This window comes from Rhodococcus sp. IEGM 1406, assembly GCF_030056745.1.
Lineage (GTDB): Bacteria > Actinomycetota > Actinomycetes > Mycobacteriales > Mycobacteriaceae > Rhodococcus_F > Rhodococcus_F erythropolis.
The window spans coordinates 543,707-558,882 of the sequence record NZ_JASHKO010000005.1 but is presented as its reverse complement, the minus strand read 5'-3'; the positions used below and the strand labels follow the sequence as shown (position 1 = coordinate 558,882).

Below are 15,176 nucleotides of genomic sequence, written 5' to 3'. Positions count from 1 at the left end.
GTCTGACCTGTCCTACTTGACCGGTGCCGCTGTGGCTTTCATCTGGTTGCGCCTGACGAGCCGTTGTGGCTTCCTGTTGGAGTCGTGTGACGAGTATGGCGGACCGCAGGCGGACCAGCACGGTTCGGCGATTGGAGTTGCGCAACGTCTAGATCTCGGTTTGGCATCCCGTGCTGGATTCAGGCAGTGGGTGCAGTAGCTGTTGGCGCAGCCAGAGTCGTGGACGGGGCCCGACATTGTCCCGGCAACCAACTGGTGGATCGCTCGCGGCGGCCGGTATCTCGGTGCTATCCAGATGCGGCACAGCATGAACGAGATCTTGGCCGATTTCGGTGGTCATATCGGCTATGGAGTCCGGCCGCCGGAACGCCGGCAAGGTATCGCGTCGACGGCGCTGCAGGAGATTCTCACGTATGCCACACAACCGGTGGGCCTCGGTCGAGTCCTGATTGCCCGCAACGAGATGAACGTGGGTTCACGCAAGGCCATCGAGGTTTGCGGGGGTCTACTCGCGAGCGTGCGCCCAGCTGATCAGTCGACCGCAACCTCGGCTGTTCGAGAGACACGCTCCGCTACTGGGCGCCAACGAGCATGTCGAGCGTCAGTTGACCTATACGCGGCCGCGCACACTTGCCATGGCCGCGCACGCTTGCCATGGACATAGCCGTCGGTAGCGGTCGCCCCGCTTTGTAGTCGAACGGCTGCACAATTCCCCCTTCTCGAATTGGATTGTGCTGCAAATCTTTCTGCACCGCATAGACGGTCAGTGGCGGTCCAGGCTCCTCCTTTCGCATGTCTGAATTCTCGGTGTCGCCCGATCGTAGGTTCGCGCATTGCCGGCCAGTCGAAAGTCAAGCGCGCAGAGGCCAAGTGCCGGACAATCGTCCAGGTCTGAGGCGACGCCGAACGCATCAAAGTATGGTTTGCAGAGCGATTACCAACTGCGTGCTGGTTTCCGTCCAAACGTGGAGTCCAATTGATCAAGGCGATGAAAACTATAGGTACGCAATGGTAATGGTGAGGAATGTTCGCACCCTCCTGCTTAGAGGGTGAATAACTGACCTCACCGCTGGCGTTCGGAAGAAGTTCGGAAAGCGCTATTGCCACACTGTCCGGAATGTGGCAAACTCCTCACTGGTACTGACCAGCTAGCCGAAAAATTGCCAAGACGTGAGTCCTGACAATATCGAGGCTGGCGACGTCAGCGGGCGATGAGAAATCGCCGATCGTCCTGTGTTTGGGTCGTTAGTGGACTCTGCTTCAATCATGGGGTGTGAGCTGCGGCAATGCCGCATAAATCGACAGTTGGGCCGAGGCCTGACAACAGTCGCCGGGATAACTGCAAGGCGCACGTAATGCGACCATTCGCACTGAACGCAGCAATGCGGAGCAGTTGCTTCGCTGTCGAAGTTTCGGGATTCGGCAAGGCGGTCCGATGGACCTCGGCCGGCGAACAGCTTCAGGCCGAATTTTGTGCATGGGGAAAGGTTTCTGAACACATGACGGTTCTCGAGATGGCCGCGCCCACGAAAGAACGGCCACAACAACACCGACGAGTAGCGCCGGAGAGGGCTGGTGGAGTTTCCGCACGCAGGAAATGGCAATCTGCGTATCTTCGTCGTCTGGCGATCACCGACACGATCATCGTTGCGGCAGTTGTGTTTCTGGCTCAATGGTGGCGATTCGGTAGCGACGCGGATGTCGTCGACGGTGAAGCATTCGGCCATTTCAGCTACACCGCACTGTCTTTCGCCCTGATTATCGGCTGGTTCGCCGTGTTGAGAATATTTCGCACCAGATCTCCTCGCGTGATCGGAAGCGGCCCTGAAGAGTACCGATTGATCGCTGTCGGAACGCTCCGCCTGTTCGGACTGATTGCGATTGCCAGCCTTCTCCTTCACCTGGAGATCGCGCGCCTGTACCTCGCCGTGGCGTTTCCGATGGGATTGACCGCCTTGATCGCGAGTCGTTGGATCTGGCGACGGGTGATTGCTCGTGAGCGAGCCCGAGGTGAATTTCGAACTGCCGTACTTGTGGTCGGTGTGCGAGGGGCGGTTGTCGATCTTGCACGCAACCTCGAGCGCGACGATGCCCATGGATACCGAGTCGTCGGAGTCTGCGTACCTGGCTACGGAGGAGACGTGGGCGAAGTTGTCACAGTGAACGGTCGGGACATTCCGGTGCTCGGAGATGAGCACAGTGTCACGGACGCAATCGAACAGGTCGGTGCCGACACGGTGGCAGTGACGGCGTCGGAGCGATTCGGACCGGAAAGGCTGCGCACGTTGGCCTGGGATCTCGAGCGCGATCATGTGGACCTTGTTGTTGCACCAGGGATTCTGGATGTGTCCGGACCGAGGCTGTCGATGCGCCCGGTCGCTGGATTTCCGCTGATCCATGTCGAGCGTCCGCGCTATCACGGCGCGCAGAAGTTCACGAAGACGACCTTCGACATCGTCTTCTCGACCGTGGTACTCGCCGTGATCAGTCCGGTGCTTCTGGCGGCTGCGATCGCAGTCAAGCTCACGAGCAAGGGGCCGGTTCTGTACAAGTCCGAGCGGATGGGGTTGGACGGGCAGCCGTTCCCCATGCTCAAGTTCCGCTCGATGGTCCAGAATGCGGATTCTCAAGTCACGGCGCTGATGATGGAGAACGAAGGCGCCGGAGTGCTTTTCAAGATGCGAGATGATCCGCGTGTGACGACGGTCGGTCGCTTCATGCGTCGGTACTCGATCGACGAGTTGCCCCAGTTCGTCAATGTTCTTCGGCGCGAGATGAGCGTCGTCGGACCTCGGCCACCGCTTCGGCGCGAGGTCGAGATGTACGACGATGCGGTCAGTCGCCGGCTACTGGTCAAGCCCGGTGTCACCGGCCTGTGGCAAGTCAGCGGACGTTCTGATCTTTCGTGGGAAGACACTGTCCGCCTTGATCTTTCCTACGTCGACAACTGGTCGATGATGGGTGACGTCATGATCGTCGCGAAGACGCTCAAGGCGGTGGTGGGAAGTGATGGCGCCTACTGACAAGAATGCGGCACCGGCGCCTTGCGAAAATGAGGCACCGAACAATCCGCTGATCTTGCGAACGGCATTGGTGATCGCAGTCATCGGCGCGAGCGGAGCCTTTCAGGCCTACACGCAGAAGACAGCGCTCGGATCGTTGCTCGTACACGGTTCGGCCGTTCTCTCGGCGACACTCGCGTTGGTCTACTTCCTCGACCGGCGATACTCACGCAACGCGTCCTGGCCTGTCTTCACGCTTCTGATCGCGGCCGGCGTTCCGGCAACCAGCTGGTACTGGTCGACGTTGCCCCGGAACTCCGTCGTCGCCGGCATCGTCATCGTGTGCCTGGCGATCACGGGAATCATGGTCGCCCGCGAGTTGACCTTCCCGGTGCGAGTGCGGACTGTGGCCGTCACCTTGCTGGTACTACTCGTGCTGTCGCTGATGGTCGTGGTCCTCGATCCTTCGACCGGCATCGATGTGGACACCCGCACTGTTGCCTATCGCGGAATCTTCACGCACAAGAATACTTTGGGCCGAATGGCTGCGATCGAAGTTGTCCTTGTTGCTGTCATGCTCATGCTTCCCGACGTCAAGCGTATTCCGTGGGTGGCGGCGCTGGCTGTTGCCGGCATCGTGTTGTTCGAAGCCCGGAGCCAGACCAGTCTCGTCGCTGCAGGCATTGCGCTGGCGACAGTGCTTGCTCTGAAGTGCCTTCGACGGACACCTAACGCTCGCCTCGCCTCGACGGTGATCATCGGGCTGTACATCGGGGTGTCCGGCGCGATGAAGGTGCTCGGACCCGATGTCGCAGCGCTACTCTCGCGAGATGTCACGTTGACCGGCCGGCTGCATCTCTGGACGGTATCCGAGTACTACGCCGAACAGCGGCCCCTGCTCGGATGGGGCTTCGGCTCGGTCTGGGCACCTGACAGCGTTGTCGGACAGATGATCCGGTCCAAGCTGTCCTTTCCGGCGACCAGCGCGCACAACGGAATGCTCGACATTCGTCTCCAGATCGGTTGGATCGGATTCCTGCTGCTGTTGGCCGGCTATTACCTGCTTCTGAACACGGCGCTCGGGCGAGCTCGCAGCAGAACGGAGTACATCGCCGTCGTCGCGATCATGGTTCTCGTCTTCTCGATGGACTTGACGGAGTCGACGCTCTTCTTCGGCGCCATGTGGCTGATCGCATGGGTCTTCCTGGCGCCGTACGGACCCTCGACGCACCGCTCTCACAGTGCAGGCAACGCCGAATTGTCGATCCGTAGGGGTCGTGCGTACGGGTTCGCTCCGGAGCGAAGAGGAGGTCAGTGAGATGTACAAGTCGTTCGATGTGGCGCGTTCGAAGCCTGAAGTGAACCCGACGTCCGCCGGTGGATCCACGCCGCCGAAAGCCTTGATGTTCCATGCGATCTATCGGAATCCGGGTGGTGAGGAGCAGAGCTTCGCGAACGAATCCAAGCTCCTCGAATCGATCGGATACGAGACGGTTCAGTGCACCACCGAGAATTCCAAGATCTCCCGGGGACCGTGGGCGGCAGTCACCGCAGTGTTCAGTCCTCGAGTACTCGTCGATGCGTTGCGCATCATTCGTTCGGAGCGACCGGACATCGTCTACGTGAACAATCTCTGGCCGGCGTTCTCGGCTTCGTTGCTCGTGGCCGCACGAGCCGCCGCAATTCCTACGTTGCAGGCGGTTCGGAACTATCGCCTGGCCACACCGTCAGCCAAGTTGCGCGCAGATGGCACGTGCACCGAATGCGGTTCCACCAATTACTTCACGAGTTGTGTCCGCAACGGATGCTACGGAAACAGCCGACTGCAGAGCCTTGTCTGCTACCTGAGCGCTGCGGCGGTCAAGCTGAGCGTCTTGGGGTGGAAGCAGCACAGGTTCGTCGCAACGAGCGCAATGACAGCACGTCTGGTCGAGGGACGACTGATCGATTCTGGCCGCGTCGTGGTTCGTCCGAACTTCGGATTCGAAGAAAATGAACCCGAGTTCCGGAGCACTGATGCGGTTGTGTGCGTCAGCCGACTGACACCGGAGAAGGGCGTCCTGGACTTGGTGCGCAACTGGCCGCAGGGCGCTGGAAGTCCCTCGCTCACAGTTCTCGGTGACGGACCACAGTACGGCGAGATCTCCAGCATAAGCGCAGCTCTCGACAACGTCACGCTGGCCGGATTCACTTCACACGAAGATGTGATCGAGATACTCCGCGACAGTGCGGCGTCCGTGGTGCCGTCTCAGTGGGCAGAACCGTTCGGGCGGGTTGCGATCGAGTCGATGTCGGTTGGCACCCCGGTCATCTACGCAACCAGCGGTGCACTCGCGGACATCGTCGGACCGGGCGGAACGCCTCTCCATACCTTGGAAGAGTCGTCGATACGCGAGGCCCTCGACCGAATCTTCGGAGCGGACGACCGATCGGCGATACGCAGATCCGCTTATCGTCACTACTCGAATCGCTTCACATCGCGCAAAGCGGCGACGTCGATGCGTGAGCTCATCAACGAGGTGAGATCGTGAACGATCGCACTCGGCATGTGACATTCATGGCCGATCAAGGGCTTTCGAGCGTCCTCACTTTTGTCGTTCTCACCTCGGTGGCACGACTCGGTGGTCCGATCGAAGTCGGCCAGGTTGCCGTGATTCAATCGGCGGGTCTGTTGGCACTGGCACTGGGGAGAGCGATCGGCGTCGACGTCTGGCTGTCGCGAGGGGCGGGGTCCGACGAGCGTGGACCGGCGTTGGCACCCACGATCGTGCTGGCGGCGGTATCGGTGACATCGGTGTGGGCACTGTTCCTGATCGCCGGCTCGGACTCGATGAATCTCACGGTATACGCCTTGGCTGCAGCTGGTTTCGTGGTTTTGGACGTGATACGCACGATGCTGATGCACGACGGAGCGAGTTGGATCTCTGCGTCGATACAGATCGTGACACTCTCGTTCGTCCTTATTGCAGCTTTCCTGGTCGAGAATCTGACACTTGCACTCGTGACCTATACGGTCGGTGTCTTCGTCGCGCTCGCGCTCGGTCACGCATCCATGCGTCTGGTACCGCCGGTGCCGTCGGTCAGGTACTCGCGCACTCACCGATACAGATCCGTGCCGTTTGCGATCGAGATATTGATGGGATCAGCTGCGCAGCAAGCGATGTTCTTGATACTCACCGTGGTGGCGTCGATCTCGATGATCGGTGAGATCAGAACTGCCCAGACACTGCTCGGTCCACTGTCCTTGATGTTCGCGGGCATCTCGCCAATTCTGATGCGTAAGTTCGGCAGTGGTGTCGAAGCGATGAGCGCGAGCGAGTGCATGGCACTCGGCCGCCGAGTGGGCTTGCAGATCTTCTGGGTTTCGATCATCTGCGTTTCGCTGATCTGTCTCACACTCGAGATTCGACTCTCGGGAGTGCGATTGATGGATCATCTGGTCGGACCGCACTTTCCGAACTTGATACCGGTCATTCTGCTCTGCGGGTTGGCGGTGGCGTTCAACGGGATTCTGCTGGGAGTCGGCACGTCGATCCGCGTCGTGGACAAGACGGGAAACCTCAACAGATTTCGCGCCTTGCTGTTGCCTCTGCAGTTTCTGATCGTTCTCGGGGCAGGACTGACCGACAGCGCCGTACACGTCGCAGGAGCATTGGCCGCGTCGGCGTGCGTCAGCGCGAGCGTCGCACTCCTGGTCTCGATGAACCGTGGCGCCCGACCGAAAGTTGACCTCTCATGAAGAATCCCAGCGGCGTCATAGTGGCGATTCTGACCTTCCGTCGCGAATCGGAACTGGCTGTATGCATCGACAGCGTCCGGGCATCGATCCAGGCTTCCGGTGTCTCCGCCCAGGTCGTAGTAGGCGACAACGACCCGGAATCCACCACACCGACGTATGTTGCCGACGGGATCGAACGACTGCATCTCGGATTCGGCGGGGTATCTCCGGCGCGACGTGCGCTGGTCGATCTCGCCCGTGCACGAGATCGTCGGTACATCGTCTTCGTCGACGACGACGAGTACGTCGATGTCGACTGGCTGTCGAATCTCCTCACCTGCGCCGCAGATTTCGACGCAGGTGCTGTGGCCGGTCCTGTGATTCCGGTGGGTCTGCCTGCCTCAGAACTTCCATTGCACACTCGCGTTCGCCATTCGACCGGCACCCCGGTCGCGTCTGCAGGCGCTGGAAATCTGTTGTTGGACCTGAAGACTTTGAACGGCTTGAACTTCAGTGACGACTGGGATCTACCTGGCGGCGAGGACACCGAGTTCACGCTCAGAATGAGCGCCGGCGGTGTCCGGTTGTTGTGGTGCGACGAGGCGCTTGCGTACGAACCCGTCGACGAGAATCGGCGTCGGGACTCCTGGCTCTTCGCCCGGTATGTCAACAACGGACGAATCCTCGCGGTCTGTCAGGGACAGTTCGACCTGCCACTGTTGACGGCTCAGAGTGCCAAACGCGCTCTGCTCGTACTCGCGTCGGCGACGTTGATCCCCGTTGCCCTGATCAGTCCACGGATCAAACGCGTGGTTCTCGACCACGGTGCACGCAACATCGGTTGGTTCTCAGAGCGATTCAGCTGCCGCGATTCTCGGAAGCCGCGCGCACAGAGGCTGGTGGTAGCGCGATGACACGGTTGTTGATGACGGCATACGCCTGCGATCCGAATCAGGGGAGTGAATCCGGTGCGGGTTGGGCGCTTCTCTCGGCGGCTTCCGAACTGTGTGAGTCGATCACGGTGGTGACTCGCTCCGGTGAGGCGACCGCATTGGAATCGGAGTGTGAAAAGCTCGGTTGCGAAGTTCGTGTCGTGCGAATAGCGACTTTGACCGCGGAAGAAGCCGGATCGTACGGTCGCTACCTCCGATGGCTCTGGCGCACTTCGGTGTTCGTTCGGCGTGAAGCGGCAAACTTCGACGTCCTGCACCATGCAACGTTCGCCTCCGACTGGCTGCCTCCACCGGTGCTGTTCGGTGGAGCCGGCGGCGCACGACTCGTATGGGGGCCTGCCGGGGGCAACACCTACCCGCCGATGCCGCTCGCCAAGCGCATCGGTGTGCGGTATCTGGCATCCACGGTAGTTCGAACCTGCTCGACGAAAGCCGTTCGGTCACTGACACATATCTTCATGGCCGGACGAGTTGACACTTTCATCGCGATGAACTCCGACAGCGGACGTGGCGCACCGCGGGCACGCAACGTCGTCATCCAACCCAATTGTGTTCTGGACTACGACGGAATCGAGAAGCAAGCGGTACCCAGGCCGAAACGAAGGCTCTTGTTCGTAGGAAGACTGTTGCAGTACAAAGGAATCGACCTGATTCTGGACGCGCTCGAGCATTTGGGCACCGAGTGGTCCATGACCTTTGTCGGGGACGGACCCGCCCGCGGGCGGATCGAGAAGTCGCTTCCGTATCGGCGCGGTCAGGTCACGCTTCGCGGGTGGCGCGACAGATCGGAAGTGGTGGGCGAGATGGGGTCCTCCTCCGTTCTGCTCTTCCCGAGCATGCACGATTCGGGCGGCTGGGTGGCGGCCGAAGCGGCTGCGGTGGGCCTCCCGGTGGTCTGTTTGGATCTCGGCGGTGTGCCGACACTGGCCGGTAGGAACGCCGTGGCGATCCCGGTTGCTCCGGCGTCGACTCTCGCCTCTCGTATCGCTCGATCGGTTGTCGAGACAGAACTTTCTTTCTTTGAACCGCAGCGTGATTGGACTCGATCTCGGTTGACATCGGTCTTGTCGCGCAGTTACGGCCAGTGCAATGAACGTCAACAAACGAACTCGAAGAAGTGGTGAGACAGATGAGCAGTCCGTTCGAGGTCATCGAGGTGGGTGGCATTCCGTTTGCCGCGACCAATCTCGAGGGAGCTACCGATTGGGTAGTCAACGACAGACGAGAGGGAGCGGGAACCGGAGTCTCCGTGAGGTTGTCGAATTCCTACTGCGTGTCGGCGGCGCACAGCGATCGCGACTACTCAGCGGTTTTGAAGGGTCCCGGTGTGAACTTCGCAGACGGAACCCCGGTCAACTGGGTGATGCGCCTGATCGGCGGCACCGCTTCCGATCACGTCGGTGTTCGACCAGTCCGGGGTCCGTCGTTCTTCGAGGCCACCCTGGACAAGGGGCGCCGCTACGGCCTTCGTCACCACTTTGTCGGCACGACAGAAGAGACGTTGAGCCTCTTGACGGATCGAGTCGAGGAGTTATACCCGGGCATCGAGGTGGCTGGCACTTATGCCCCGCCGTTTGCCGCGTTCAGCAAGGAGTTCGTCGATGACATCATCACGAAGGTCGGTCCGTCGGCCCCGGACATCGTGTGGGTCGGCTTGGGAGCTCCGAAGCAGGATTTTGTCACGAAGGCGATAGCGGATCGAACCGACTACGTGGCCGTCGGTGTCGGCGCGGCCTTCGACTTTTTGGCCGGAACTGTTTCGGAAGCACCATCTTTCGTCCAGAACTCGGGTTTCGAGTGGCTGTATCGACTTGCATCGGAACCCAAACGTCTGTGGCGGCGCTACCTGTTCGGTAACTCGACATTCGTTCGGTTGGCATCGCGCGACATTCGAAAGTTCCTCGGCCGTTCGGGGGGACGCACATGAGCGAGATCAAGACTGCCGGGCGATTCGGAGGAATACGGACCACAACCGTGGTTTCGCAACTATCAGGCGGGCTGTCCCGCAACGGAAGGAACGCAGGATGAAACGCGCACTGATTACCGGAATCACGGGACAGGACGGCTCTTACCTCGCCGAGTTGCTGCTCTCCAAAGGCTACGAGGTTCACGGACTGATCCGTCGATCGTCGACGTTCAATACTTCGAGGATCAACCACATCTATGTGGACCCCCACCATGCGGATGCACGGCTTTTCCTTCACTACGGTGACCTCAGTGACGGAGCGCGCCTGGTGACGCTGCTCGCGCAGATCAAACCGGACGAGGTATACAACCTCGCTGCGCAGTCTCACGTCAGAGTCAGCTTCGACGAACCCGAACACACGGGGAACACGACAGGTGTCGGGTCGATCCGACTACTGGAGGCGGTTCGGATGGCCGGACTCGACTGCCGGTTCTACCAGGCGTCGAGCTCTGAGATGTTCGGTGCCACACCACCGCCGCAGAACGAGGAGACACCGTTCTATCCACGCTCGCCCTACGGTGCGGCGAAGGTGTACTCGTACTGGATCACCAAGAACTACCGTGAGGCGTACGGAATCTTCGCGGTGAACGGAATTCTGTTCAATCACGAGTCCCCCAGGCGCGGTGAGACGTTCGTGACGCGCAAGATCACGCGGGCAGTCGCCCGTATCAAGGCCGGGATCGAGGATCATCTGTACATGGGTAATCTCGATGCGATACGCGATTGGGGGTACGCGCCGGAGTATGTCGAGGGAATGTGGCGCATGCTGCAGGTCGACGAGCCTGAGGATTTTGTGCTGGCCACCGGTGGCAACTACTCGGTGCGCGACTTCCTCACAGTCGCTTTCGAACACGCAGGTCTGAACTGGGAGAACCACGTTCGATTCGACGAACGGTATCTTCGGCCGACCGAGGTGGACGCACTGATCGGGGATCCGAGCCATGCCGAGCGCAAACTCGGTTGGAAGGCCGGCGTGCACACACCCGAACTGGCCCGGATCATGGTCGAGGCAGACATCGAAGCGCTCGAACATGAAGGGCGCCCGTGGATCGACACTCCGGCACTTCCCGACTGGTTGGCGACGCGATGAGTGATTCATTCGCAGCGCGACCACTCGATCGAGGCGCACCGTTCTACGTGGCTGGACACCGAGGTCTGGTCGGCTCTTCGGTGTGGCGAAAACTGGAATCTGCCGGCTTCTCCCGGTTGCTCGGACAGACCTCCGCCGAACTCGATCTGCGTGACCGTGAAGCTGTTTTCGATTTTTTCGCCCGCGAAAAGCCGACCAACGTGATCCTTGCAGCAGCAAAAGTTGGGGGGATTGCGGCGAACAGCACGTTCCTCGTCGACTTCCTGTCGGAGAATCTCCGTATCCAGGTGAACGTGCTCGACGCTGCCCTTGCACACGGCGTCGAGCGTCTCCTGTTCCTCGGATCATCGTGCATCTACCCGAAATTGGCGCCGCAGCCGATCAAGGAGGAATACCTGCTCACCGGGCATCTCGAGCCGACCAACGACGCCTATGCAATAGCAAAGATTGCGGGAATACTCCATGTTCAAGCTGCCAGGCGGCAGCATGGTCGATCCTGGATCTCGGCGATGCCCACCAACCTGTACGGCCCGGGAGACAATTTCTCGCCGCGTGGATCGCATGTACTTCCCGCCCTCGTTCGGCGCTACGACGAGGCGCAGTCATCCGCAGTGCCGTTGGTTGTCAACTGGGGGAGTGGCAATCCTCGACGTGAATTTCTGCATGTCGACGATCTGGCGTCGGCGTGTCTGCATCTGCTCGACAACTACGACGGTGCATCGCACGTCAACGTGGGAACCGGCGAGGACCACACAATTCGTGAGATCGCTTCGATGGTCGCCGACGAGGTCGGATACACCGGCGAGACGCGGTGGGACACCTCGAAGCCTGACGGAACAATGCAGAAACTTCTGGACGTGAGCATGATTCGTGAACTCGGATGGCGGCCGACAATCGGATTGCGCGAAGGAATCGCGTCGACGGTCTCGTGGTACCGAGACAACATCGGTGCCGTACGCACCTGAATTACCCATCCCATCAACACTTCACACACTGTCGAGAAAGCAGATCGAGCAACATGAGCACTCGCATAGCAGTTTTCGGCACGGGATACCTGGGCGCGACACACGCGGCGTGTATGGCCGAACTCGGTCACGAGGTCCTCGGAGTGGATGTCGACGCGGCCAAGCTGGAGAAACTGGCAGCAGGGGAAGTTCCTTTCTACGAGCCAGGTTTGGGCGAGGTCCTACGACGAAACATCGATCGAGGAAGGCTGAAGTTCACGTCGTCTTACGAGGAAGCCGCTGAATTTGCGGACGTGTTCTTCCTCGGGGTCGGTACGCCGCAGAAGAAGGGTGAGTTCGCCGCTGACATGGTCTACGTGGATGCCGTGATCGAAACTCTGGCACCGCTGCTCACCAAACCCGCGGTCATCTTCGGGAAGTCCACGGTGCCGGTGGGAACCGCGGAACGGCTCGGTAAGCGCGCGCGGGAACTGGCACCGGTTGGTGACGGCGTCGAAGTCGCATGGAATCCCGAGTTTCTGCGCGAGGGGTTTGCCGTCCAGGACACATTGCATCCAGATCGTCTGGTGCTCGGGGTCGACCGCGGTCGACACGGTCGCGCGGAATCCGCTGCGCGCGAGGTTTATGCAGACCTCCTCGATGAGGGAATTCCCTTTCTCGTCACGGACCTCGCTACGTCCGAGTTGGTCAAAGCGTCAGCGAATGCATTCCTGGCCACGAAAATCTCGTTCATCAACGCGATTTCCGAAGTGTGCGAGGCTGCTGGCGCCGACGTCACAGTGCTCGCCGACGCGATCGGGTACGACGTTCGGATCGGACGTCGATTCCTCAACGCGGGAATTGGTTTCGGCGGCGGTTGCCTACCCAAGGACATCCGTGCCTTCATGGCTCGCGCCGGTGAACTCGGTGCCGACCAAGCACTGACGTTCCTACGCGAAGTCGACAACATCAACATGCGCAGACGGACACGCATGGTCGAACTGGCGCGGGAGGCATGCGGATCGCTTCTCGGTGCGAGAGTCGCAGTTCTGGGTGCCGCGTTCAAACCGGACTCGGACGACGTTCGTGATTCGCCGGCGCTCAACGTCGCGGGTCAGATTCAGCTTCAAGGCGCAGCAGTGAACGTGTACGACCCGAAGGCCATGGACAATTCGCGTGCGCTGTTCCCGACGTTGACCTATTCGGCAAATGCGTTGGAGGCGTGCGAAGGCGCCGATGTCGTCCTGGTGTTGACCGAGTGGCCCGAATTCTTGAAGTTGCAGCCGTCCGATCTCGATGCAGTCGTTCGCAAGAAGGTGATCGTCGACGGGCGCAATTGCCTTTCCCCCGACGAGTGGCGAGGCGCAGGTTGGAACTACCGCGGACTGGGACGCCCGTGAGCACAGGACGTTTCGTCCGTCGCAGCTGATCGATATCGAAATTGAGAAAGCCCGGTTCGCCCTCGCGGTCTGACCGGCAAAGACCGCTCAGACCCGCAGTGGACATGCGTGAGCCGAAGGAGACATCAAGATGGAAATTGTCGACTACCTGAAGATATTGCAAGCCAGATGGCGAATAGTCGCTGCTGTAACCGTGCTCGGAATCCTGGGAGCCCTTTGCGCTTCTCTTCTTTCGACGCCCGTTTACCAGGCCTCGACGAGGCTGTTCGTTTCGACGTCGGCGGGTACCTCGGTCAACGAGGCACTGCAGGGCAGTCAACTTTCACAGCAGCGAGTTCTGTCCTATACAAAACTCCTGACCGGCCGGACACTTGCGCAGCGGACGATCGACGAACTGGGACCGAGGGTGGTCGGCGGGATGTCGGCTGAAGAGTTGGCCTCCAAGGTCACTGCGACGTCGGCGCCCGACACTGTGTTGATCGACCTCGGAGTCAAGGATCCTTCACCGGAGCTCGCGCGAGAGATCGCAAATACTCTGTCGTCCGAATTCGTCGCACTGGCAAAGGAACTGGAGACACCCGAGAACGGCGGAACGCCGCCTGCACGTGTGGTCGTCGAGCAACAGGCCCAAGAGCCGTCTGTTCCCGTTTCGCCCAAGACTTCGCGCAATCTCGCTCTCGGAGCAGTGGCGGGACTGGTGTCGGGAATCGCGCTTGCGTTGATTCGCGATCGACTCGACAACACGGTGAAGGATCGTCGAACGGTGGAAGAGATTGCGGGTGCGGCGATGGTGGGCACGATCCCGTTCGACAAAGTCGTCGAAGTCAACCATGCGATCACTTTCAGTGACGGAAATTCCGTGAGTGCCGAAGCCTTCCGTGAATTGCGCACCAACCTTCAGTTCCTCGAGGTGGATCATCCACCGCGTGTCATCGTCGTCACGAGTTCGCTTCCCTCCGAGGGTAAGACGACGACCGCCGTGAACATCGCTCTTGTCTTGGCGGAGGCCGGTAAGTCAGTGTGCCTGATGGAAGGCGACCTCCGGAAGCCGCGAGTGTCGAAGTATCTGGGGTTGATCGGAAGCGTCGGCGTCAGTTCGGTGCTCTCCGGTCAAGCGACGCTGGACGATGTGCTTCAGCCGACCGAATTCGACGGGCTGACAGTGCTCGCCTCCGGACCGATCCCGCCGAACCCGAGCGAACTACTCGGCACGGACACGGCCAAACATGTTCTCGATGAACTGCGGGCGCGATACGACTACGTCATCATCGACGCCTCGCCGTTGCTACCCGTCACGGATGCCGCGGTCCTGGCCGCGATGTCGGACGGTGCTCTGGTGATCGCCCGACACGGCTCCACGAAGCGCGATCAACTGGCGCGCGCGGTCGGAAACCTACAGAGTGTGGGTGCACACGTCCTGGGCACTGTCATCACGATGACGCCGTCTCGCGGACGCAATGCGTACGAGTACAGCTACTACTACGAGTCGGACAAGTCGCTACCGCAGTTGACCGCGGTGCCCGCTCTCAGCGCTCACCGAAGCGAAGTCGGCTGAGCAGCGGGCCGAGGAGATCAGCGATCTCAAGTCCGATCTCGTGAAACACGTTCTCTTCCTTACCCATCGGATCCATGACGTCCTCGGGTTCGGCGGCACGAAATCGGGGCCTGGCGGCGGCGAGGTCCTCGACAGTTCGTGCATCTGCGAGCGAGCCCAACCGTGCGGCTTCTCGAAGTGTGAACGTGCGCTTGAGCCGCGCCGGAGCCATCGCCAGGACTTTGTCTCGCTGACTTTCGGTCATCGTGAGAATGAGGTCGGCGTCCGAGGCCAGCGCTGTTGTCATGCGTCGGGCTTGAAACTCCGTGGGGTCGCCGCCGAGCCCCGCGAGAACCCTCGCAGCAGTCGGCTCGATCGGGTGTCCGACCATCGCCCGGGTTCCGGCACTCGACGCGGTGAATCCGGAAACTCCGGCTTCGGCGGCATAGGCACGTGCAAGGCGTTCGCCAGTGGGTGATCGGCAGATGTTTCCCGTACAAACGAAGAGAACGTGCATGGCAGAAGCATAGGTTGCACGCGCGACGCACTCGTCGTACGCCCGATGTTGG

At 60.5% G+C, this 15,176-nt stretch carries 13 protein-coding genes; 12 read left to right on the top strand and 1 reads right to left on the bottom strand.

Annotated features, from left to right (window positions below; translation table 11 throughout):
- The first annotated feature begins 295 nt into the window (after positions 1-295).
- From QM596_RS24615 to QM596_RS24560, 12 genes are all read left to right on the top strand, one after another.
- A complete protein-coding gene (locus QM596_RS24615; RefSeq protein ID WP_349307330.1) occupies positions 296-664 on the top strand; it encodes a GNAT family N-acetyltransferase in 369 nt (122 codons plus the stop codon).
- Between the two features lie 835 nt (positions 665-1,499).
- Positions 1,500-3,023, top strand: a complete 1,524-nt coding sequence (locus QM596_RS24610) for a sugar transferase (protein ID WP_283310170.1) — start codon at positions 1,500-1,502, stop codon at positions 3,021-3,023.
- Entirely contained in the window at positions 3,010-4,320 is a 1,311-nt protein-coding gene (locus tag QM596_RS24605) for an O-antigen ligase family protein (RefSeq protein WP_019747427.1), read from the top strand. Before QM596_RS24610 ends, QM596_RS24605 begins: the two co-directional genes overlap by 14 nt.
- A 1-nt stretch (position 4,321) precedes the next feature.
- On the top strand, positions 4,322-5,533 hold the full coding sequence (locus tag QM596_RS24600; protein ID WP_283310166.1) for a glycosyltransferase family 4 protein: 1,212 nt from the start codon (positions 4,322-4,324) through the stop codon (positions 5,531-5,533).
- Positions 5,530-6,741: an MATE family efflux transporter gene (locus tag QM596_RS24595; protein ID WP_283310164.1), complete on the top strand. Its 1,212-nt coding sequence runs from the start codon at positions 5,530-5,532 to the stop codon at positions 6,739-6,741. Before QM596_RS24600 ends, QM596_RS24595 begins: the two co-directional genes overlap by 4 nt.
- Positions 6,738-7,634 carry a glycosyltransferase family 2 protein gene (locus tag QM596_RS24590; RefSeq protein ID WP_283310162.1) on the top strand — a complete coding sequence of 299 codons (897 nt, stop codon included), beginning with the start codon at positions 6,738-6,740 and terminating at the stop codon, positions 7,632-7,634. The genes QM596_RS24595 and QM596_RS24590 overlap by 4 nt, the downstream gene beginning before the upstream one ends.
- Positions 7,631-8,797, top strand: a complete 1,167-nt coding sequence (locus QM596_RS24585; RefSeq protein WP_283310161.1) for a glycosyltransferase family 4 protein — start codon at positions 7,631-7,633, stop codon at positions 8,795-8,797. The genes QM596_RS24590 and QM596_RS24585 overlap by 4 nt, the downstream gene beginning before the upstream one ends.
- Before the next feature lie 5 nt (positions 8,798-8,802).
- A complete protein-coding gene (locus QM596_RS24580; RefSeq protein WP_019747422.1) occupies positions 8,803-9,600 on the top strand; it encodes a WecB/TagA/CpsF family glycosyltransferase in 798 nt (265 codons plus the stop codon).
- A gap of 97 nt (positions 9,601-9,697) precedes the next feature.
- Complete coding sequence (gmd, locus tag QM596_RS24575) at positions 9,698-10,729, top strand: GDP-mannose 4,6-dehydratase (RefSeq protein ID WP_019747421.1); 1,032 nt, start codon at positions 9,698-9,700, stop codon at positions 10,727-10,729.
- Positions 10,726-11,694, top strand: a complete 969-nt coding sequence (locus QM596_RS24570; protein WP_020906580.1) for a GDP-L-fucose synthase family protein — start codon at positions 10,726-10,728, stop codon at positions 11,692-11,694. The genes gmd and QM596_RS24570 overlap by 4 nt, the downstream gene beginning before the upstream one ends.
- Positions 11,695-11,747: 53 nt before the next feature.
- A complete protein-coding gene (locus QM596_RS24565; RefSeq protein WP_020906581.1) occupies positions 11,748-13,073 on the top strand; it encodes a UDP-glucose dehydrogenase family protein in 1,326 nt (441 codons plus the stop codon).
- 130 nt (positions 13,074-13,203) lie between these two features.
- Positions 13,204-14,628, top strand: a complete 1,425-nt coding sequence (locus QM596_RS24560) for a tyrosine-protein kinase domain-containing protein (protein WP_021333832.1) — start codon at positions 13,204-13,206, stop codon at positions 14,626-14,628.
- Here QM596_RS24560 and QM596_RS24555 read toward each other — a convergent pair.
- A complete protein-coding gene (locus QM596_RS24555) occupies positions 14,600-15,124 on the bottom strand; it encodes an arsenate reductase/protein-tyrosine-phosphatase family protein (protein WP_069146129.1) in 525 nt (174 codons plus the stop codon). The two genes, QM596_RS24560 and QM596_RS24555, sit on opposite strands and share 29 nt — an antisense overlap.
- Positions 15,125-15,176 lie beyond the last annotated feature (52 nt).